At 70.9% G+C, this 19,962-nt stretch carries 18 protein-coding genes; 9 read left to right on the forward strand and 9 right to left on the reverse strand.

What is annotated here, in order from left to right; translation table 11 throughout:
• Positions 1-38 precede the first annotated feature (38 nt).
• From BIU98_RS12690 to aqpZ, 5 genes are all read left to right on the forward strand, one after another.
• On the forward strand, positions 39-884 hold the full coding sequence (locus tag BIU98_RS12690; protein ID WP_071276580.1) for a hypothetical protein: 846 nt from the start codon (positions 39-41) through the stop codon (positions 882-884).
• Entirely contained in the window at positions 881-2,470 is a 1,590-nt protein-coding gene (locus BIU98_RS12695; RefSeq protein ID WP_083393227.1) for a nicotinate phosphoribosyltransferase, read from the forward strand. The genes BIU98_RS12690 and BIU98_RS12695 overlap by 4 nt, the downstream gene beginning before the upstream one ends.
• Complete coding sequence (locus tag BIU98_RS12700) at positions 2,467-3,186, forward strand: NUDIX hydrolase (protein ID WP_083393228.1); 720 nt, start codon at positions 2,467-2,469, stop codon at positions 3,184-3,186. Before BIU98_RS12695 ends, BIU98_RS12700 begins: the two co-directional genes overlap by 4 nt.
• Before the next feature lie 18 nt (positions 3,187-3,204).
• The gene (locus BIU98_RS12705; protein WP_071276582.1) at positions 3,205-3,837 is read left to right on the forward strand and encodes a pyridoxal 5'-phosphate synthase; all 633 of its coding nucleotides are present in this window, start codon (positions 3,205-3,207) and stop codon (positions 3,835-3,837) included.
• 181 nt (positions 3,838-4,018) lie between these two features.
• Positions 4,019-4,804, forward strand: a complete 786-nt coding sequence (aqpZ, locus tag BIU98_RS12710; protein WP_083393229.1) for an aquaporin Z — start codon at positions 4,019-4,021, stop codon at positions 4,802-4,804.
• 242 nt (positions 4,805-5,046) lie between these two features.
• Here aqpZ and BIU98_RS12715 read toward each other — a convergent pair whose 3' ends face one another.
• Positions 5,047-7,503, reverse strand: a complete 2,457-nt coding sequence (locus BIU98_RS12715) for an ATP-dependent helicase (protein ID WP_071276584.1) — start codon at positions 7,501-7,503, stop codon at positions 5,047-5,049.
• A gap of 153 nt (positions 7,504-7,656) precedes the next feature.
• Between BIU98_RS12715 and BIU98_RS12720 the strand changes: the two genes are divergently transcribed.
• The gene (locus tag BIU98_RS12720) at positions 7,657-8,187 is read left to right on the forward strand and encodes a hypothetical protein (RefSeq protein ID WP_071276586.1); all 531 of its coding nucleotides are present in this window, start codon (positions 7,657-7,659) and stop codon (positions 8,185-8,187) included.
• 27 nt (positions 8,188-8,214) lie between these two features.
• On the opposite strand, the gene BIU98_RS12725 is transcribed toward BIU98_RS12720, so the two are convergent.
• On the reverse strand, positions 8,215-9,243 hold the full coding sequence (locus BIU98_RS12725; protein WP_071277059.1) for a glycerophosphodiester phosphodiesterase family protein: 1,029 nt from the start codon (positions 9,241-9,243) through the stop codon (positions 8,215-8,217).
• A 157-nt stretch (positions 9,244-9,400) separates the two neighbouring features.
• Between BIU98_RS12725 and BIU98_RS12730 the strand changes: the two genes are divergently transcribed.
• Positions 9,401-10,618 carry a hypothetical protein gene (locus BIU98_RS12730; protein WP_139200723.1) on the forward strand — a complete coding sequence of 406 codons (1,218 nt, stop codon included), beginning with the start codon at positions 9,401-9,403 and terminating at the stop codon, positions 10,616-10,618.
• On the forward strand, positions 10,615-11,112 hold the full coding sequence (locus BIU98_RS12735; protein WP_071276590.1) for a hypothetical protein: 498 nt from the start codon (positions 10,615-10,617) through the stop codon (positions 11,110-11,112). Before BIU98_RS12730 ends, BIU98_RS12735 begins: the two co-directional genes overlap by 4 nt.
• 89 nt (positions 11,113-11,201) lie before the next feature.
• Here BIU98_RS12735 and BIU98_RS12740 read toward each other — a convergent pair whose 3' ends face one another.
• Positions 11,202-12,215 (reverse strand): LacI family DNA-binding transcriptional regulator, encoded by a 1,014-nt coding sequence (locus tag BIU98_RS12740; RefSeq protein ID WP_071276592.1) that lies wholly within the window; start codon positions 12,213-12,215, stop codon positions 11,202-11,204.
• A gap of 7 nt (positions 12,216-12,222) precedes the next feature.
• On the reverse strand, positions 12,223-13,467 hold the full coding sequence (locus BIU98_RS12745; protein WP_071276594.1) for a Gfo/Idh/MocA family protein: 1,245 nt from the start codon (positions 13,465-13,467) through the stop codon (positions 12,223-12,225).
• Positions 13,468-13,763: 296 nt separating this feature from the next.
• Here BIU98_RS12745 and BIU98_RS12750 point away from each other — a divergent pair, with 296 nt between their 5' ends.
• Entirely contained in the window at positions 13,764-14,618 is an 855-nt protein-coding gene (locus BIU98_RS12750) for a Bax inhibitor-1/YccA family protein (RefSeq protein WP_071276596.1), read from the forward strand.
• A gap of 546 nt (positions 14,619-15,164) precedes the next feature.
• Here BIU98_RS12750 and guaA read toward each other — a convergent pair.
• The 5 genes from guaA to BIU98_RS12775 are packed head-to-tail and all read right to left on the reverse strand — an operon-like array spanning position 15,165 to position 19,934.
• Positions 15,165-16,748 (reverse strand): glutamine-hydrolyzing GMP synthase, encoded by a 1,584-nt coding sequence (gene guaA, locus BIU98_RS12755; protein ID WP_071276598.1) that lies wholly within the window; start codon positions 16,746-16,748, stop codon positions 15,165-15,167.
• The gene (locus BIU98_RS12760) at positions 16,745-17,191 is read right to left on the reverse strand and encodes a DUF3817 domain-containing protein (protein ID WP_071276600.1); all 447 of its coding nucleotides are present in this window, start codon (positions 17,189-17,191) and stop codon (positions 16,745-16,747) included. Before BIU98_RS12760 ends, guaA begins: the two co-directional genes overlap by 4 nt.
• Positions 17,192-17,200: 9 nt before the next feature.
• A complete protein-coding gene (locus BIU98_RS12765) occupies positions 17,201-17,980 on the reverse strand; it encodes an SURF1 family cytochrome oxidase biogenesis protein (protein WP_071276602.1) in 780 nt (259 codons plus the stop codon).
• Between the two features lie 5 nt (positions 17,981-17,985).
• Positions 17,986-19,395 (reverse strand): cation:proton antiporter, encoded by a 1,410-nt coding sequence (locus BIU98_RS12770; protein WP_071276604.1) that lies wholly within the window; start codon positions 19,393-19,395, stop codon positions 17,986-17,988.
• Between the two features lie 5 nt (positions 19,396-19,400).
• Positions 19,401-19,934 carry a cation:proton antiporter regulatory subunit gene (locus BIU98_RS12775; protein WP_071276606.1) on the reverse strand — a complete coding sequence of 178 codons (534 nt, stop codon included), beginning with the start codon at positions 19,932-19,934 and terminating at the stop codon, positions 19,401-19,403.
• Positions 19,935-19,962 lie beyond the last annotated feature (28 nt).

Genomic DNA, 19,962 nt, shown 5'->3' on the forward strand with positions numbered 1-19,962 from the left:
TCTTGTCAGACTGACAAGTACCGTGCTACGGTCGGGTCATGGCAGTCGAACTCAGCACCCGGGACAGCCGGGGCACCCAGACGACACCGACGTTCTCCACGATGCGGTTCCCCGCGGGTGAAGCCCACGTCAAGGTCGCGGACGACCACGCCGACGCGGCGGAGCTCACCGAGATCGCGACCCTCCGCGGCGCGAGCGGCGACGACCTGATGATGCTCGGCATGTGGGCCGACGCGGTGCGGCAGCGGGGATCGAAGTCCGTCGCGCTCGTCCCCTACCTGCCCGGCGCCCGCCAGGACCGCGGCATCCCCTTCGGGGCGAAGGTCTACGCCGACGTCATCAACGGCTTCGGCATCGACCAGGTCATCGCGTTCGACCCGCACTCGCCGGTCATCGTCGGGCTCATCGAGCACCTGACCGTGGTCACCAGCGAGCGGGTCGTGCGTGACGCCGTGGTCGGCGCTCCCGGCACCGACCAGCGCTACCAGGGCATCATCGCCCCGGACAAGGGTGCCGTCGCCCGGGCCACGGCCGTCGCCGAGGCGTGCGACCTGCCCGTGTACAAGGCCAAGAAGCACCGCAACCCGGACACCGGCAAGCTCGACGGCTTCAGCTGCGAGCCACTGCCAGACACCGGCCGCTTCCTGGTGGTCGACGACATCTGCGACGGCGGCGGCACCTTCATGGGCCTCGCCGGGTCCACGGGCCTCCGGAAGGACCGCCTGGGCCTCTGGGTCTCGCACGGGGTCTTCTCCGGCCGGGCCACGGCGCTCGCGGAGCACTTCGGCGAGATCGTCACCACCGACTCCTACCCGGCGCAGTCCGAGGTCCCCGGCCTCGTGACCGTCCCCCTCACCCCCTTCCTGACGGAGCAGATCCGATGACCGACCAGACCACCACCGCCACCACCGCGACGACGACCGCGGGCATCGCGCCCCGGATGACCGCGCCGAGCCCCATCGCCCCGCTGCTCGCCGTCGACGGCTACAAGCACTCGCACCGGCAGGTCTACCCCGAGGGCACGACCCGCATCCTGATCAACTGGACGAACCGCTCGAACGCGCACATGCCCGAGTCGACCCACGCCGTCGTCTTCGGACTGCAGGCCTTCATCCAGCGCACGCTCGTCGAGTCCTGGGCGCCGTTCTTCACAGCGGACGAGGACCTCGTCTGCGAGCTGTTCGAGCAGGCGCTGCAGGGGTACTTCGGCCCGAACCACATCGGCGTCGACCACGTCCGCGCCCTGCACCGGCTCGGGTACCTGCCGCTCGCGATCCGGGCGCTCCCCGAGGGCACCCTCGCCCCGATCGGCGTCGCGACCCTGACCGTCGAGAACACCGTGGACGAGTTCTTCTGGCTGCCGAACTACATCGAGACCGCGCTGTCGGCGTCGATCTGGCACCCGTCCACCGTCGCCACGAAGGCGCTCGAGTACCGCGACCTGATGGAGGACTGGGCAGCCCGCACCGGCGCCGTCCCCGAGGGCATCGACTTCGCGGCGCACGACTTCTCGTTCCGCGGGCAGTCGAGCATCGAGTCCGCTGCCGCCGGCGGCGCCGGACACCTGCTGTCGTTCCTCGGCACCGACTCGATGCCGACGCTCGACTTCGTGGACCGGTACTACCCGGGCGAGAACGGGATGGTCGCCGCGAGCGTCCCCGCCACCGAGCACAGCGTGATGTGCGTGCGCGGGGCCGAGGGCGAGCTCGCGACCTTCGCACAGATCCTCGACGTCTACCCGACGGGCATCGTCTCGGCAGTCAGCGACGGCTTCGACCTGTTCAAGGTCCTCACCGAGACGCTCCCCCAGCTCAAGGACCGCATCACGGCCCGCGACGGCAAGCTCGTCATCCGCCCGGACTCCGGCGACCCGGTCGACATCGTCACCGGCACCGTGCACGACGTCGACGAGGCCGCCCTGACCGACCCGGCGCGCAGCCACGAGGAGAAGGGCGTCGTCGAGCTGCTCGACGAGCTGTTCGGTCACACCGTCAACGCGCAGGGCTTCAAGGTCCTCGACCAGCACATCGGTGTCATCTACGGCGACAGCATCACCCTCGACCGAGCCCGCCGCATCTACGAACGCCTGGCCGCCAAGGGCTACTCGAGCGACAACATCGTGCTCGGCATCGGGTCGTACACGTACCAGTACATGACCCGCGACAACCTCGGCAGCGCGGTCAAGGCGACCTGGGCCCTGGTGGACGGCGAACCCGTCGACATCCAGAAGGACCCGAAGACCGGCAGCGGCAAGAAGAGCGCGAAGGGCCGCATCGCCCTGCACCGCGACGAGACCGGCGAGATCCGCCAGACCGACCAGGCGAGCGCCGCGGACGAGGACACGAGCCTCCTGCAGCCCGTCTGGGTCGACGGCCGGTTCCTCGTGCACCAGTCGTTCGCGGACGTCCGGGCGACGCTCCGGCGCGAGCGCACGGAGCGCGCGGCACGACGGGCGGCGGCGTCGGCGTGACCGACCCGTCGGCGACCCGCGACCAGCCGCTCATCGCGATCGACGTCGTCCCGATGTCGTTCACGACGGGCGGCGGGCTGCGGGTCGCCACCGCGCGTCGGCTGTACGACCCGTACGCCGGCCAGGAGGCTCTCCCCGGCGTGCTCCTGCAGCCCACGGAACTCCTGGTGGACGGAGCACGGCGCGCACTCGAGACCAAGACCGGGATCGGCCGGCCGGCGGTCCGGCACCTCGCGCAGATCGGGGCGTTCGACGGACCCGACCGCGACCCGCGCAGTGCGGCGATCAGCATCGCGTTCGTCGCCGTGGTGGACGTCGCGGACGCCTCGGATGTCTCGGGCGTCTCGGGTGCCGACGCGACGGTGCCGCGCGGGGCGACCGGCGGCCCTGCCGGTGACCCCTCGCCGGTCTGGCGCGACCCCACCGGGGGTGAGCCGAGCCTCCCGTTCGACCACGACCGGATCATCCGGGCCGCCGTCGACGACGTGCGCACCCGGCTGTGGCGCGACCTGCCGCTGACCCGCGCACTCCTGGGGCCGCGGTTCACGACGGCGGACGCGTCCCGGCTGCAGGCAGCGCTGTACGGCGCCGCCCCGGACCCCGGCAACCTCAACCGGGCGCTGCGGACGAACCCGGCGCTCGAGCGTGTGCCGGAACCGTCGGCGACCGGCGCTCGCGGCGGACGTCCCCCGGCCGTCTGGACGTGGACGACCTGACGCGGGTTGGCTGGGGACATGGCCTCTGCTCCGCTCTCCGGTGACACCTCGTTCTCGTTCCCCGAGTTCGACGACCCGCCCGCCTCGCCCTTCGACGTCGCCCGCGCGTGGCTCGCCGGCGCCGAGGAGGACGACGTCGCCGAACCGCTCTCGATGACCCTGGCGACCGCAGCCGACGGGATCGTCACCGCCAGGACCGTCGACGTGAAGACGATCGACGACCGCGGGCTGCTGTTCGGGACCTCGACCGAGAGCCCCAAGGGCCGCCAGCTCGCCGCGAACCCCGCCGCCGCGCTCCAGGTCTACTGGCGCGAGACGATGCAGCAGCTCCGCTTCGAGGGGGTCGTCGTGCGCCTGTCGGACGCCGAGTCCGACGAGCTCTTCGCCGCCCGCTCGCCGAAGTCCCGCGCGGCGACCGCCGTGGCCGCGCAGTCCGCACCGCTCGAGGGCACCGTGCAGGACCTCATCGACGACGCGAACGCCCTGCTCGAGGACGCCGGCGACGACGTCCCGCGGCCGGAGTCCTGGGCGGCATGGCGCCTCGAGCCGGTGTCGGTGGAGTTCTGGCACGGCAGCCGGGACCGGATGCACCGCCGGCTGCAGTACCGGTCGACGGACGAGGGGTGGACGTCGAGCGTGCTGCAGCCCTGACACGGGTGCGGCGTGCGGCGTCCGTCGTGCGGCGTCCGTCGTCTGTCGTCTGTCGTCCGTCCTCCGTCGTCCGTCGTCCGTCGTCCGTCGGAAGGCGCGTTCTGCGGACAGAACGGGACCGCGATGGTTCTCTGAGTGGACCACAGCAGGCGCGCATCGCCTGCCCACCCCGAGGAGCACCATGCGTGACGACCGCGACGTCGACGACTCCACCTCCGAGCAGCGCGAGGAGGACGCGGCCGCACGCCCCACCCTGCAGCTCTACGGCGCCGAGTTCTTCGGCACCTTCCTGCTCGTCTTCGGCGGAGTCGGCACCGCACTCTTCGCCTCGGCGTTCCCCGACGCCGACAACGCCCTCGGCGTCGGGTACCTCGGTGTCGCGCTCGCGTTCGGCCTGACGCTCGTCGCCGGCATCAGCGCTGTCGGGCACATCTCCGGTGGCCACTTCAACCCGGCGGTGACGCTCGGGCTGTGGGTCGCGGGCCGCACCGACGCCAAGCACCTGGTCGGGTACTGGGTGTCGCAGGTCCTCGGCGGGGTCGTGGCGACGAGCATCCTGGCGGCTGTCCTCGCCGGCAAGCCCGGTGCCTTCTCCGCCGCACGGGACAGCGGCTTCGCCTCGAACGGCTTCGGCTCCGCGTCCCCCGGCGGCTACGGGCTGTGGTCCGTCCTGCTCATCGAGGTCGTGCTGACGGCGGTGTTCCTCGGGGTCATCCTCTCCGTGACCGCGAAGCCGGAGTACCGCGCGCTCGCCCCGGTCGCGATCGGCCTGACGCTGACGCTGATCCACCTCATCTCGATCCCCGTCAGCAACACGTCGGTGAACCCGGCACGCTCGATCGCCGCCGCGGTCTACGGCGGCGGGGAACCGCTCGGGCAGCTGTGGCTGTTCATCGTCGCGCCGCTCGTGGGTGCCGCGATCGCCGGGCTCGTCGTGCGGTTCGGCAGCGGGCGCGCGGTCCGGTAGCGGGCGCGCGGTGCGGTAGCTGGCGCGCGATCGCTTCGGGTCGCGTCGCGGCACCGCCGTCGCCGTCGCCGCTCGTCCCCGGCGGTTCCGACCGGACTCGCGCAACCGGAATCGGCTCGCGCCGCGGATGTCCGTGGCGCGAGCCGACTTCCGTTGTGCGGCGCCAGGACGCACCACCGCGCATGAGCGCACACGCGACACACGACCGACAACCGACGACCACGGCCCGCGCGGATGGTGCGCTAGAGCTTCTCGATCGGGGCGATCTTGATGAGGAGCTTCTTGCGCCCGGCGGCATCAAACGTGATCTCGGCGATGCGCTTGGCGCCCTGGCCCGACACCGCTCCGACGGTGCCCTCGCCGAAGTCGACGTGCTTGATGCGGTCGCCCGCAGCCAGCTCCATGTCGCCGTTGTCGCGGACCTGCCCGGAAACCCGGTTCGCCCACTCGGTCTTCGGGCGGGTCTTCGCCGCCGCGGCCGCGCGGTCGTAGGAGCCGCTGCCCCAGCCGCCGCCCCCGCGGTACCCACCGCCGCCGGCGCCTCCGCCGCCACCACTGAAGCCGCCGTCACGCTTGGCGTTGAGGGCACGCGGCTGCGTCCCGCCGCGGCTGTTCGCCATGCCGGGTGACTGCTTCCACTCGATGAGCCCCTCGGGGATCTCCTGCAGGAACCGGGAGGGCATCGCCACGTTCACGTCGCCGAACTGCGCACGGGTCATCGCGAGCGACAGGAACAGCGACTTCTTGGCGCGGGTGATGCCGACGTAGAACAACCGGCGTTCCTCGGCCGGTCCGCCGGGCTCGTTCGCGGACATCCGGTGCGGCAGCAGGTCCTCTTCGATGCCGGTCAGGAAGACGGCGTCGTACTCCAGGCCCTTCGCGGTGTGCAGCGTCATCAGGGACACCGTGCCGGAGGAGTCGTCGAGCTCGTCCGCCGCGGCGACCAGGGAGACCTCGGTCAGGAAGTCGCTCAGCGTGCCGTCCGGGTTGTTCTTCTGGAACTCGCGGGTCACGGCGACGAGCTCGTCGATGTTGTCCGCACGGGCGGAGTCCTGCGCGTCCGGCGACTTCCGGAGCTGCTCGAGGAGCCCGGAGCCGTCCATCAGCTGGGTGAGGGTGTCGACGACGGGCTGCTCGGTGGCCTTCGCGGAGACCTCGTCGAGGAGCGCCGCGAACGCCGTGATCGCGTTCCGCACCTTCGGCCCGAACCCGAGCTCGTCCGCGTGCCGGAGGGACTCGCGCATCGTCACGTCGTGGTCGTCGGCGTAGCGCTGCAGCGTGGTCTCGGTCACGGACCCGATCCCGCGCTTCGGCACGTTGAGCACGCGGCGGAGCGCCAGCGGGTCGGCGGGGTTGGCGACGGTGATCAGGTACGCCATCGCGTCCTTGATCTCCGCACGCTCGTAGAACTTCGTGCCGCCCAGCACCCGGTACGGGATCGCCGCACGGATGAAGATCTCCTCCAGCGCACGGGTCTGCGAGTTCGTGCGGTAGAACACCGCCATGTCGCGGTAGTCCGTGCCGTCCTCGTGCAGGCGCTGGATCTCGTCGGCGACGAACTGGGCCTCGTCGTGCCCGGTGTAGCCCGTGAACCCGACGATCTTGTCGCCGGCGCCGACCTCGGTGAACAGGTTCTTCACCTGGCGGTCGAAGTTGTTCGCGATGACGGCGTTGGCGGCGTCGAGGATGTTCTGGGTCGAGCGGTAGTTCTGCTCGAGCAGGATGACCTTCGAGTTCGGGAAGTCCCGCTCGAACTCGACGATGTTGCGGATGTCCGCCCCGCGGAACGCGTAGATCGACTGGTCGGAGTCACCGACGACGGTCAGGGACGCCCCGGCGATCGAGCCGTCGGTCTCGCGCATCCTGGCGACGTGCTGGCCCTCGTCCTCGAGCCGGTCGACCTGCTCCACCGGGACCGGCCGGGTGAGCTCGCGGATCAGGGAGTACTGCGCGTGGTTGGTGTCCTGGTACTCGTCGACCAGGATGAAGCGGAACCGGCGCTGGTAGAGCGCGGCGACCTCGGGGAACGCCCGGAACAGGAACACCGTCTGCCCGATGAGGTCGTCGAAGTCGAAGGCGTTCGCGCGCCGCAGGTCGTTCGTGTACCGACGGAAGACCTCGGTGAACATGACCTCCTGCGGGTCGTTCGCGTTGATGTTCCGTGCGTACGAGTCGACGTCCTGCAGCTCGTTCTTGAGCTTCGAGATCTTCGACGCCGCCGCCCCCACGGTCAGCCCGAGGGTGTCGGCTTCGAGGTCCTTGATGATCCGCTTGAGCAGGGCCCGCGAGTCGGCGGAGTCGTAGATCGTGAACGACTGCGGGAACCCGAACCGCTCGGCTTCACGCCGCAGGATCCGCACGCAGGCGGAGTGGAACGTGGAGATCCACATGCCCTCTGACGCCTGCCCGACGAGCGCACGCACGCGCTCGCGCATCTCGGCGGCGGCCTTGTTCGTGAACGTGATCGCGAGGATCTGCGATGGCCAGGCCTCGCGGTTCGCCAGCAGCAGCGCGATGCGCCGCGTGAGCACGCTCGTCTTGCCGGAACCGGCTCCGGCGACGATGAGCAGCGATTCGCCGCGGTACTCGACCGCTTCCTTCTGCTGGGGGTTCAGACCGGCGGTGAACGGGTCTTCGTAGGCGCGGGCCCCGGCGCCCGGCTCGGGCGTCGAGTCGAATGGGTCGAGCACGATCGTCATGTCCGGGACAGTCTAGGCGCGGCCCCCGACAGCCGTCACCGGGGCCCGGTACCGGCGACACGACCGACGGGAGGCTCGGCGCGGCCCCGTCCCGCCGGCTCGGCCCGGCATGATGAGCGGAGGACGTCGGGGCCGGACGAAGGGGGGACGCGGATGACACGCATCGGGACCGCTGCGCGGATCGGGGGCGCGATCCTCGCAGCTGCGGCGATGATCGGGTCCGTCGGATCCGGGTGGCCGATCCACGCCGAGGGTGCGTTGCAGCACCTCGACGGCGGCGGCCAGGACGCGTTCGGCTGTGTCTCGCGCCACCGCGACTTCGGCGTCGGCATCCAGCTCGACGGGACCGAGCACCCGATCACCGAGCCCGTGCGGATCGACGCCGTCGAGGTCGCCGACCACGACGGCGTCCGCGTGGTCGAGACCGTGCTGGTGCGGTTCCCGGCGGGCGCCGGTCGGATCGGCTCCACCGACTTCCCGCTGTCCCGTGAGCGCTGGCCGGACGTGGAGCCGGCCGCGGGCGCCCTGGTCCGCCCGGGCGAGCACGCCGACCTCGTGGTGCACGTCCGCCGCACGAGCGCCGAGGGTGGGTCCGCGAGCGGCATCAGCGTCGTCTACAGCCAGGGCGCGACGCGGTGGCGCGTGGACACCCACACCACGGTCGGCATCCACGGCCGCTGCTGACCCGCCCAGCGCGTCGGGCGTCAGGCGTCAGGCGGTGGTCTCCGTCGAGCGACCCGCCACCAGCGCCCGCGCCCGGACGGCGAGGTCCGTGTGGTCGGCGAACACCCCGTCGACCCCCGTGCGGATGACCGACGTGAACCACCGCTCCCAGTCCCCGAGGCCGGCGACCTCGCCCCCTCGACGCAGCGGCGCGGGGAGGAACCGGTTCTCTGGCCGCAGGGTCCACGTGAAGACCTGCAGCCCGGCGGCATGCGCCCGCTCCACGACGTCCGACCGGACGGGCCGTGGGTCGTCGAGCGCCACCGCGTCCACCCCGGCCATCAGCGTCCGGAGGTCCACGCTGATCCCGCTGAACTGCTCGGCAAGCGCCCGGAGCGCGACGTCCGTGCGCTCGTCCGCGAAGGTGGGAGCCGTCGACCCGTGGACGGCGATCTCGTCTGCGGCGCTGCCACGAGCCTCCTGGAGGTAGACGAGCCGACCACCGACGCCCCGCGAGCCGAGCTCGCGCAGGACGGTCTTCTCGAAGCTCTCGACCGTGAGCCGGTCGTCACCGCGCCACCCGGTCGCGGCGAGCGCGTCGCCGACCAGCGACGCCATCGGCAGCCCGGCCTGCTCGAAGTACGTGGCGTGCTTCACCTCGGCGACCAGGCCGACCGGACGAGGGGCGTCGTCCAACAGGGTGAGGAGGTCCTCCAGTCGGAGGATGGTGTCCTCCCCGTCGTGCGCTGCCGAGCCCGGGCGGAGCTCCGGCAGGCGCTCCCGGGTGCGGAAGGTGCGGAGCTCGTCCCAGGTGAAGTCCTCGGTGAACCAGCCGGTCAGCCGGCTCCCCTCGACCGTCTTGGTCGTCCGACGGTCGGCGAACTCGGGGTGTGCGGCGACGTCGGTCGTGCCCGAGATCTCGTTCTCGTGCCGGAGCACCAGGACGCCGTCCTTCGTGGGAACGAGGTCCGGCTCGATGGCGTCGGCGCCGAGCTCGATCGCGAGTTCGTACGCACTCCGCGAGTGCTCGGGCCGGTACCCGGAGGCACCTCGGTGGGCGATCACCGTCGTGGTCATGCTCCCGACCATACGGGCCCACGGTTTCCACGTCGTGGACAGAGACCGACGCGATCGGTCCCCAGCTCGTATCTGACCGTTGACATGTGAGTGCGACGACTTCTACGGTGTCGACACGGTCACCGCCGACCGGCCCGCTCCTGACGAAAGGTGCCCCGTGCGCCCTGCTCTGTGCTTCCTGCTTCCCGTCGGCCTCGCCGCCTCCCTGATGACCGCGTCGCCGTCGTTCGCCGCCGACACCAGCGCGGCTGGCGCGGCTGGCGCCTCCACCGTCCGCGGGCTGCTGCAGCATGCAGACGGCGCCCCGTTCCGAGCCGGTGCCCCGGTCGCGGTCTTCGCGATCCCGCAGGACGACGCACCTGGTCCCTCGCAGGAGGGCGCATCGCGCACGAGCGAGCAGGTCGCCGCCGGAGCGGTCGACGCCGGCGGACGCTTCGCCGTCACGATCGCGGACACCGAACGGCTCCGCGGTGTGGCGTCGCCAGCGGGCCTGGTCGACCTCGAGGTCCGCGCCGTCGACGGCACCGCGTTCGCCCCGTTCGCCCTGACCCGCAGGCTCGTCCAGGTCGACGGCCGGACGACGCTCGTCGACCCCGACCAGGACAGCTCGGCGACGGACACGCGTCGCGGCAGGACACCCGCCGAGGGCCTCGGCACCGACGTCACCACCGGCACGGTCAGGAGCACCGGCACCGTGCCGGACGCCGCCGCTGCCGGGCTGCCCGTGGGCGGCACGCGCTCGTCCGGCGGCGCACCACGGACGCAGGTGTGCGGGGAGACCCTGCTGAAGAACATCGGTTCCCGACGCGTCGTCGTCGGGTCGACGTACGCGATGGTCTCGGGCTCCTCAGGCCGGTTCGTCTACCGCGCCGGCGCTGCGACGAGCCTCGGGGTCGCGTACTCGGTGAACGGCTCGAAGAGGACGTGGGCGCAGGCCGGCACGACGAGCCGCGCGTCCAGCGTGGAGATCGACTTCGGCAAGCGCACCGGCGGGCGGTCCTACGAGACGCAGTTCCGGTTCGGCAAGTACGCGCAGTGGTGCCGGCCCGTCGGCTCCACGCAGAACCAGGTCTACAACCACGTCGTCAAGGCGAACCGCTTCGACGGCGGGGCCTGGGTGGTCTCGGCCCCCACACCGTCGGCCACCTACTGCCGCCCGTACGCGAGCGGGACCGACACCACCCGCTCGACGACCGCCGCGAACGTCTGGTCCCACGGCGTCCGCTTCGTCGGCCCGCTCGGCATCGACCTGACCGCGAAGACCGGGTACACCGACAAGGCAGCCCTGAACTACCGCATCAACGGGAAGACCCGACAGATCTGCGGCACGAGCGACTACTGGGTCGGCACCCCGAAGCGCGCGGTCGTGCGGTGAGGCGCTCCAGGTCGATCGCACTCGTCGGTCTCGCTGCGGCCGGGCTCGGCGGCTGCGCCGGGGACCCGCCCCGCGCGCCACTCAGCTACCCGGACTCCGGCGTGTCCTCGTGCGCGCTGTCGGCGCAGTACCGGGACGTCGGCCTCGGCATCAGCGTCGACCACCACGCGGACGGTCCGATCACGATCGAGGCGGTCCGTGCCGAGGGCGCACGTGACCTCGAGGTCGTCGGGGCGGCCCTGGTGGACGTCGGGTCGCACTATCGCACCGGGTTCGGACCCTGGCCGATCGAGCCCGACCGCCGCTGGGGCACACCCCGCACGGCCTTCGGCAGGACGGTCCCGGCCGGGGAGCACGTCGACCTCGTCGTGCACCTGCGGCGGACGGCCGAGTCCGGCACCGCGGACGACCTGGTCATCGAGTACCGAGCCGGCGGCCGCCAGTACGCCGCCGACGTCCACCAGGCGGTGTCGATCGACCCGACCTGCGCGTGAACGACGGCGCAGACGTCGGCGCGGACCGCGGCACCGGCCACGTCGTGATCGCGATCTGACCGGTGAGCCGGTCCGGGCCTCCAGTGCCGTCAGCGGTGGGGACCGCAGGACGCCCGCAGCACCAGCTCCGCGTCGAACTCGGCGTGAGCGCGCTCACCAGCGGGGTCGAGCACCCGGGCGACGGCGGCATCCGCCATCGCCTCGATCGGCTGCCGAACCGTCGTCAGCGGCGGCCACGTGTACTCGGCCTCCCACGAGCCGTCGAACGCCACCAGGGCCACGTCCTCCGGCACGCGCACGCCGCGCTCATGGAACGCCCGGAGCACGCCGACGGCAGTCCGGTCCGACGCGGCGAACACGGCGTCGGGCCGGTCGTCCTCGTCGGCGATCCGGAGTCCGGACACGTAGCCCCCGTCACGCGTGTAGCCGCCGTCGTACACCCGGCCGGGAGGCACGCCCCGGCTCGCGCACGCCGCCCGCCATCCGCTGTGGCGGGGTTCGCGGTCGTCGAGCTGGCCGACGAAGGCCACCCGCGTGCGACCGTGGTCCAGCAGGTGCTCGGTTGCGCGCTCGGCACCGGCACGCAGGTCGGTGCCGACGCTCGCAACGCCGTCCCGTGCCCCCGGTGCGTTGAGGTCCACCCACGGCAGTCCGACCGGGTCGATCGCGGACCGGTCGGCGGCCCCGCTCGAGAGCACGAGCACGCCGTCGACCATCCGTGCGGCGAACTCCTCGAAGCGCGCGCGGAGTCCGTCGGGCTCGAAGGAGGTCGCCGTCGAGTAGAGGGCGTACCCGCGCTCGCGTGCCGCCGACTCGATCGCCGCGGCGTACTCGGCGAAGAACGGGTTCGCGAAGACGGGGTCGTCACGGTCGGGCACCGCGAGCACCAGGGTGCGGGCCGATCCCGAGCGGAGCGCCCGTGCAGCCTGGTTCGGCCGGTAGCCGAGCTCCGCCACCGCGGCGAGCACCCGGCGCCGGGTGTCCGGGGCGACGGGTGCTCCACCGTTGAGGGCGTAGCTCACCACCGCGTCCGAGACCCCGGCCAGCCGGGCGACGTCGCGCCGGGTCGGCTTGCGGGTCGGCCGCTCCGGTGCTTCGCTCACGTCCTGATCATGACACCCGCTGCGCCGCCGGGAGGGCTTCCCCGACGGCCACGGGCGCGTCACCCTGGTCGGGGATCGGCAGCCGCTCGCCGTCACGGCGGGCGGACTCGAGTGCGACGAGGCCGGGCAGCGTGTAGCGCGAGGCCTGCCAGGCGTTGACCGGCGGCAGCACGCCGTCGTTCACGGCGCGGACGAAGTCGTCGACGAGGAGCTGGTGGGAGCCCTCGTGCCCGTTCGGCGCGAAGTCGAACTCGGCGGGCAGCCGGTCCGTCAGGGCGTCGTGCACGGGCGCGTGCCCGGAGACGAAGGAACTGCGCAGTGCCGGCGACACGTCGGCCAGGCGGGGGTCGTCGTCCTCCATGGTCGGACGGTTCTCGAGCTGGTCGGACACGTCGGTCACGCCCTCACGGTCCTGCCAGACGGAGTTCGTCACGAGCTGCTCGAAGCTGCCGTCGGTGCCGAACCACCGGAAGCGGCTCTCGCGGATGAACGAGGGGAAGCCCACGCGGCGGAACTCGTTGATGCGCATGGACCCGCCGCCGTCGAGCTCGAACAGTGCGGTCATGTTCGAGAAGTCGTTGTCGAACATGCTGACCTCGGTGTCGAAGACCCCGTCACCGCGGTCGTCGTGGACACCGATGCAGCTGACGCTCGTCGCGTGCCGCGGGACCGCTCCGAGGACGCCGCCGATCGCGTGCGTCGGGTACCACATGGGCGGGTAGCTGGCCGTGGCCTTCCACTCGTCACCGCCGCTGTACTTGTAGGCGTCGTAGAAGCCGAGGTCCATGTCGTGGACGTAGTCGCCCTCGGCGTAGAAGACCCGGCCGAAGGCGCCCTGCTCGGCCTTCTGGCGGGCGAACACCGTCGCCGGGTTGTACTGGCTGGTCTCGCCCATCATGTAGGTGAGGCCCGTCTCCTGGACCGCCGCGATGATCGACTCGATCTCCGTCAGTGCGGTGGCCATCGGGACGGCCGAGTACACGTGCTTGCCGGCGCGGAGGGCCTGGAGCACGAGCGGGCCGTGCGTCCACCGCTGCGTGAAGATCGCGACGGCGTCGACGTCAGGACTGGCGAGCATGTCCTCGAACGACGGGAACGTGCCGGCGAGGTGGAGTTCCTCGACGAGCTGTTCGGCACGCTCGGGGAGCACGTCGGTGGCGTAGACCGCGGAGATGCCCGGGTGCTTCTCGAAGAGGGTGGCGAAGTGGCTGGAGAACTGGCCGGCTCCGACCATGCCGAGGGTGAACGTCATGCTGGCTCCTTGCTGGCGGGTGTGCGTCGTTGCAGGACCCATCGTCGCGCTCGGGTTTACTCGTGTCAACCCCCGCTGCGGCTGCCGTGGACGCAGTGCTCTCGGCGAACTCCCGTCGATCGCCGGGGGCTCCCGCAGCACGCGCCCGTAGAGTGCTCGCGACGGCAGCAGCACCGCCGTCCGCTTGCCGCGAATCCTCAGCCTTTCGTCGACCTGCGCACCTAGGCTGAGAGGACGCGAAGGAACGCATCCGTCGTTCCCGCTCACGATCCGACCAGAGGAATCACGAGGACACCATGGCTTTCAAGCCCGGTTTCGATCAGTCCCCCGCCTTCAACGACGCGGGCCGGAACGCTTGGAGCGCCGGCTCGCAGCAGCAGAACCGCTGGGGCGCGACGCCGCAGCAGTCCGCCGGCATGACGCCCGAGCAGCTGCAGTACATGTACGACCGTCCGGCGGCGAACACCGTCGACACGGACCGCATGTCGTACGAGGACACCATCGTCAAGACGCTCATGGCGTTCGGCGTGCTCGTCGTCGGCGCCGTGGCCGGGTGGAACCTCCCCCCGATCGTCTGGATCGCGGGCGCGATCATCGGGTTCGTCCTGGCGCTGGTCAACACCTTCAAGAAGAAGCCGTCCGCCGGGCTCGTGCTCGCCTACGCGTTCTTCGAGGGGCTCTTCGTCGGTGGCATCTCCGGCCACTACAACTCAGCCTTCGAGGGCATCGTCACGCAGGCGATCTTCGGCACGCTGGGTGTGTTCTTCGTCACCCTGCTGCTGTTCCGCTCCGGCAAGGTCCGTGCGACGCCCAAGGCGACGAAGTTCTTCCTGATCGCGATGGTCGGGTACATGGCGTTCTCGCTCGTGAACATCGTGCTCTCGCTCACCGGCGTGACCAACAGCGCGTTCGGGCTCCTCGGCGTGACCTTCTTCGGTATCCCGCTCGGCGTCCTGATCGGCATCTTCGTGGTCATCATGGCCGCGTACTCGCTGATCCTCGACTTCGACCAGATCAAGACCGGTGTCGAGCGCGGCGCCCCGCGCATCTACGGGTGGACAGCCGCGTTCGGGCTCATCGTGACGCTCGTCTGGCTCTACCTCGAGATCCTGCGCATCCTCGCCATCATCGCGAGCAGCTCCCGCAACTAGCACGAACACCCGAAGGGCCCCGGCACACGCCGGGGCCCTTCGTCGTTCCCGCCCTCGCCGGCGCCCGCGCCCGTCGGAGCGCGTCCCGCCCCCCGTCGTAGCGCGTCCTGCCCCCGTCGTAGCGCGTCCCGCCCCGCGGCCCCCGCCGCCGCGGACCGGTCGCAACACCCCGCTCAGGTTCGTCGAGCGGCCACGAACCGTCGCTCGACGATGCCGCGGCCGACGAACTCTGACCGCCCGGCGACACGCAGACGGTGAGTCGTGACCACTCGGCGCCAGGTACCCCGCCCGCACCGGCCGCGCGCCCCGCGCCTCGGCCCTCGGCACCCGGCGTCCGTCCCCGCGCCGCCCACGCCCGCTCCCACGCGCACGCCCACGCCCCCACGTCCACGCCGACGCCGACGCCGACGCCCACGCTGAGGTCGCACTTCGTGTCGGCTCGCGGAGCGCGGAGGCGACACGGAGTGCGACCTCAGCCCGGAACCCCGCCCCGAACGACGAAGGGGCCCGACGCTTCACGCGCCGAACCCCTTCAGGACGGGAGACTCACTCCCACTCGATCGTCCCCGGCGGCTTCGACGTGACGTCGAGCACGACGCGGTTCACGTCGCGCACCTCGTTCGTGATGCGGTTCGAGATCTTCGCGAGCACGTCGTACGGCAGGCGGGTCCAGTCGGCGGTCATGGCGTCCTCGGACGACACGGGACGGAGCACGATGGGGTGCCCGTACGTGCGACCGTCGCCCTGCACGCCCACGGAGCGGACGTCGGCGAGCAGCACGACCGGGCACTGCCAGATCTCGTCGTCCAGACCGGCGGCGCTGAGCTCGGCGCGGGCGATGGCGTCGGCCGCGCGCAGGATCTCCAGGCGCTCCTTGTCGACGGAACCCACGATCCGGATGCCCAGGCCGGGGCCGGGGAACGGCTGGCGACCGACGATGACCTCGGGCAGCCCGAGCTCGCGACCGACCGCGCGGACCTCGTCCTTGAACAGGGTGCGCAGCGGCTCGACGAGCTTGAACGTCATGTCCTCGGGCAGCCCGCCGACGTTGTGGTGCGACTTGATGTTCGCGGTGCCGGCACCGCCGCCGGACTCGACCACGTCGGGGTAGAGCGTGCCCTGCACGAGGAACTCGACCTGGCCGTCGTCCGACGAGTCAGCACGAGCCTCGAGCACGAGGGCCTCTGCCGCCGCCTCGAACGTGCGGATGAACTCGCGCCCGATGATCTTGCGCTTCTGCTCGGGGTCGCTGACACCAGCCAGGGCGTCGAGGAACTGCTGCTCGGCGTCGACGGTGATGAGTCGGACACCGGTGGAGGCGACGTAGTCCTCTTCCACCTGCTTGCGTTCGTCCGCGCGGAGCAGCCCGTGGTCGACGAACACGCACGTGAGCTGGTCGCCCACGGCCTTGTGCACCAGGGCAGCGGCCACGGCGGAGTCGACCCCACCGGAGAGCCCGGCGATGACGCGCGCAGAACCGACCTGCGCCCTGATCCGGGCGACCTGCTCGTCGATCACGTTCGCGGAGTTCCAGTCACCCGGCAGTCCGGCGGCGCGGTGCAGGAAGTTCTCCAGCACGGCCTGGCCGAACGCGGAGTGCTTGACCTCGGGGTGCCACTGCACGCCGTAGAGCTTGCGCTCGTCCGACGCGAAGGCCGCCACCGGGGTGGAGGAACTCGATGCGAGGACCTCGAAGCCCGCGGGCGCTTCGGACACGGAGTCGCCGTGCGACATCCACGTGGTCTGGGACTCGGGCTGACCACCGAGCAGCACCGAGTCGGTGCCGGTCACGTCGACCGCGGTCGCGCCGTACTCGCGGAGCCCGGTGTTCGCGACGGTGCCTCCGAGTGCGGTCGCCATGGCCTGGAAGCCGTAGCAGATGCCGAGCACGGGGACACCGAGCTCGAGGATGGCCCCGTCGAGTGCCGGGGCACCGTCTTCGTACACGGACGACGGGCCGCCGGACAGCACGATGGCTGCGGGGTCCTTCGCGCGGATCTCCTCCGCCGACATCGAGTGGGGGACGATCTCGCTGTAGACGTTGGCCTCGCGGACGCGTCGTGCGATCAGCTGCGCGTACTGCGCACCGAAGTCGACGACGAGGACGGGACGCTGGTCGGTCTCGCTCACCGAGCGCTCTCTTTCTCACGCTGCTGGGCAGCGGTCAGCTCGTGGTAGGTGGTCATGGCGGTCTGCTGCATGCGGTGCTCGACCACGAAGGACATGAACGGGATGACGCCGCCGAGCGCGATGAGCAGGAAGCGCGACGGCCGCCAGCGCATGATGCTCCACAGGCGGAAATCGGCGAACAGGTACACGACGTACAGCCAACCGTGAGCGATGAGGATCGCGATCGACAGGTTGAAGGTGCCGGGGGCTTCGCCAGCGGTGCCGTTCGGGACGAAGAACGCTCCGCCGCCGATCTGCATCTCGCGCTGGATCGGCGTGTACTTGATGACCACCTCGACGACCAGGGCGAGCAGGAGCACGCCGGTCACGTACGCGGAGGCACGGTAGAACCGGACGGCCCCCGGGATCTTGGGGACGTCACGGGTACGGACGGTCAGAGCCATGTGGGAAGCCTATCGTCGCTCGGTGGTCAGGCCGGAGGGGGCGAGGTCGGCCTGCTGGCGCTCGTCCTCTTCCCGTTCCCAGGTGTCCTTCACGAAGCGCCACCACAGGAACACGGCGAAGCCGGCGAAGACGACCCACTCGACCGCGTAGAACAGGTTGAGCCAGTCGAACTGGACCTCGCGCGTGGGTGCCCGGTCGGCGACGGTGCCGAGGTCGGCTGCGGACGCAGTGGTGCCGTCGGCGACCACGTACCCGCCGTACATCCGGTCGTCGAACGCCTTCCACGTGTTGACGAACCGGGCGGGGGCGACCGCCGAGTACTCGTCACGCTGGAAGGCGTCCTGGTCCGGGGACTCGGACGGGTAGTACCGGCCCTGCACGGTGACGGTCGCGCCGTCGGCCAGGCGGTCACCACCGGCGACGGCGGCTGCCCGCTGGTCGGACCACCCGACGACGACCGGGAGGCTCGCCCCCGTGGACGTGTCGACCATGTGTCCGACGGTCTGGTAGCGACCACCCCCGCTGCGGCCGGTCAGCACGGTGGTGTCACCGGCGACGAAGCGGCCGGTGACGGTCACCCGCTGGCCAGCCAGGCTGTCGCCCACGCCGCGTTCGGGCTTCGAGACGTCGGAGAGCACCTTGCGGGTCTCCGTGCTGGCCGGCAGCGGCTTGCCGTTCTCGATGCTCCGCTCGAGCTGCCACTTGCCGAGGAAGGCGAACACCGCAGCGAGGACCAGCGCGAGCAGCAGCAACGCGATCCACCTCGGTCGTCGGGCGACTGCCCACATCTGTATCAGTACTCCGGGTCACGCGGACGGGCCGGGCGTTCGGGGCGCTCGGCGGGGGTCTCGATCGACGACGTCCCCAGGCTCACGGTCTCGGGCTCGGGGGTCGCCACAGGCTGCCCATTCTCCCGCTCGTCCCTGCCAGCCGCCTCCACGAGCGCGATCTCCTCCGCGAAGCGGCGGTCCCGCTCGGCCTTGCGGACGGCGGCGGCCTCCGCCGCGGCGCGCTCGCGCCCCCGCAGCTTGCGGACCCGCGCCGGACGGATCACCAGGCGGCCGATGCGGTCCGAGTTGATGGCGAGCACGGGGCCGAGCACGGCCATGACGAGGACGTACAGGCCCGCGAACGCGGTGATCCGGTCCTCCAGCCCGGCGGCAGCCGAGAGCGTCGCGAGGATCAGCGCGAACTCGCCGCGGTTCACCAGGATCACGGCCGTGTTGATGCCCTGCTGGACGTTGAAGCCGTTCATCCTCGCGACGAGCTGGCCTGCGACGGCGTTCAGCACGACGGTCATGCCGATCGCGGCGAGCACCGGCCAGAACACCTCGCCGAAGGTCGCGATGTCCAGCCCGAGGCCGAAGTTGACGAAGAAGAACGCGGCGAAGACGTCACGCATCGGGAGCGCGAGCTGCTCGATGCGGTCGCGGTAGCGCGTCGCCCCGCAGAGCAGGCCGATGACGAACGCCCCGATGGCGTCGGTCACGCCGAGCAGGTCGCCGATGCCGCCGAACATCACCGCGAGGCCGAAGAACAGCACGGTGAAGAGCTCGTCGTCACGGGTGGCGAAGAGCTTCGAGACCTGCTTGCCGCCGTACCGCGCCAGGGTGAACATCACGATGAGGAAGCCGAACGCGAGCGCGAGCTTGCCGATCACGCCCCAGATGTTCGTGTCACCGGAGAGCACGACGGACACGATCGCGAGGTAGATCGCGATGAAGACGTCCTCGATCACGGTGACCCCGAGGATCATCGGGGTCTCGTCGTTCGCGAGCCGCCGCAGCTCGATGAGGAGCTTCGTCACGATCGCGCTCGACGAGGTCGCCGTCATGCCCGCGATCACCAGGGCTTCGCGGGTGCCCCAGCCGAGGGAGAACCCGAACGCGAAGCCGACGGCCATGTTGATCGCGACGTACGTGCCGCCGGAGACCAGGAGCTTGCCGGCGTTGCCGTAGAACTCCTCTTGGTCGAACTCGAGCCCGAGGTTGAACAGCAGCAGGATCAACCCGAAGGTCGCGATCAGCTCGATCGTGTGCGACTCGACGCTCAGCCCGATCCACGGCGTGTGCGGGCTCGCGATGAGCCCGACGACCATGTAGATCGGGATGGCCGGCAGGCCGATCAGCTTGCCCAGTCGTCCGAGGACGTAGGCGATGAGGAACAGGGCTCCGATGGTGAGCAGCTCACCACCGAGGTGCATGCCGGTTACCTTCCGGGCGGCGCCTCGGCAGCAGCAGCCGCCGCGAGCTCACCGCTGCGGTAGAAGGAGAAGGCCTTCGTGACCTTCTCGGGGGAACCGGCCACGACGATGGTGTCGCCGGGGAAGACGACGAAGTCGGCCGAGGGGGCGGGGTTGGCACTGTCGCCACGGACGACCGCGACGACGGTCAGGCCGATGAAGCCCGAGTCGTGCAGGTCGCCGAGCGGCTTGCCGGCGATGGCGTCCTCGTAGTCGACGGAGAACCAGTCGATGGACAGGCCGGGGATCTCGTCGAGCTTGTCGAGGCCCTCCGTGATGCGGGTGCCACCGAGGAGCTCGGCGAGCGTGTGGGCCTCGTCGTCGCTGAGGCGCAGCGAGACCTTCTCCGACTTGTCGGCGCCGTCCGAGACGTCGGCGAAGGAGATGAGGTCGGAGTGACCCGACCTGTGCGTGATGACCCCGCACTTGCCACCGTCGTCGGTGTAGAAGCTGTGCAGTACGCCGACTCCGGGGAGTTTGACGCGATGAACGTCGACCATGATGGCTCCCTTTCCCAGGACTCCCATG

The organism is Curtobacterium sp. MMLR14_010, from assembly GCF_001865015.1.
Taxonomy (GTDB): domain Bacteria; phylum Actinomycetota; class Actinomycetes; order Actinomycetales; family Microbacteriaceae; genus Curtobacterium.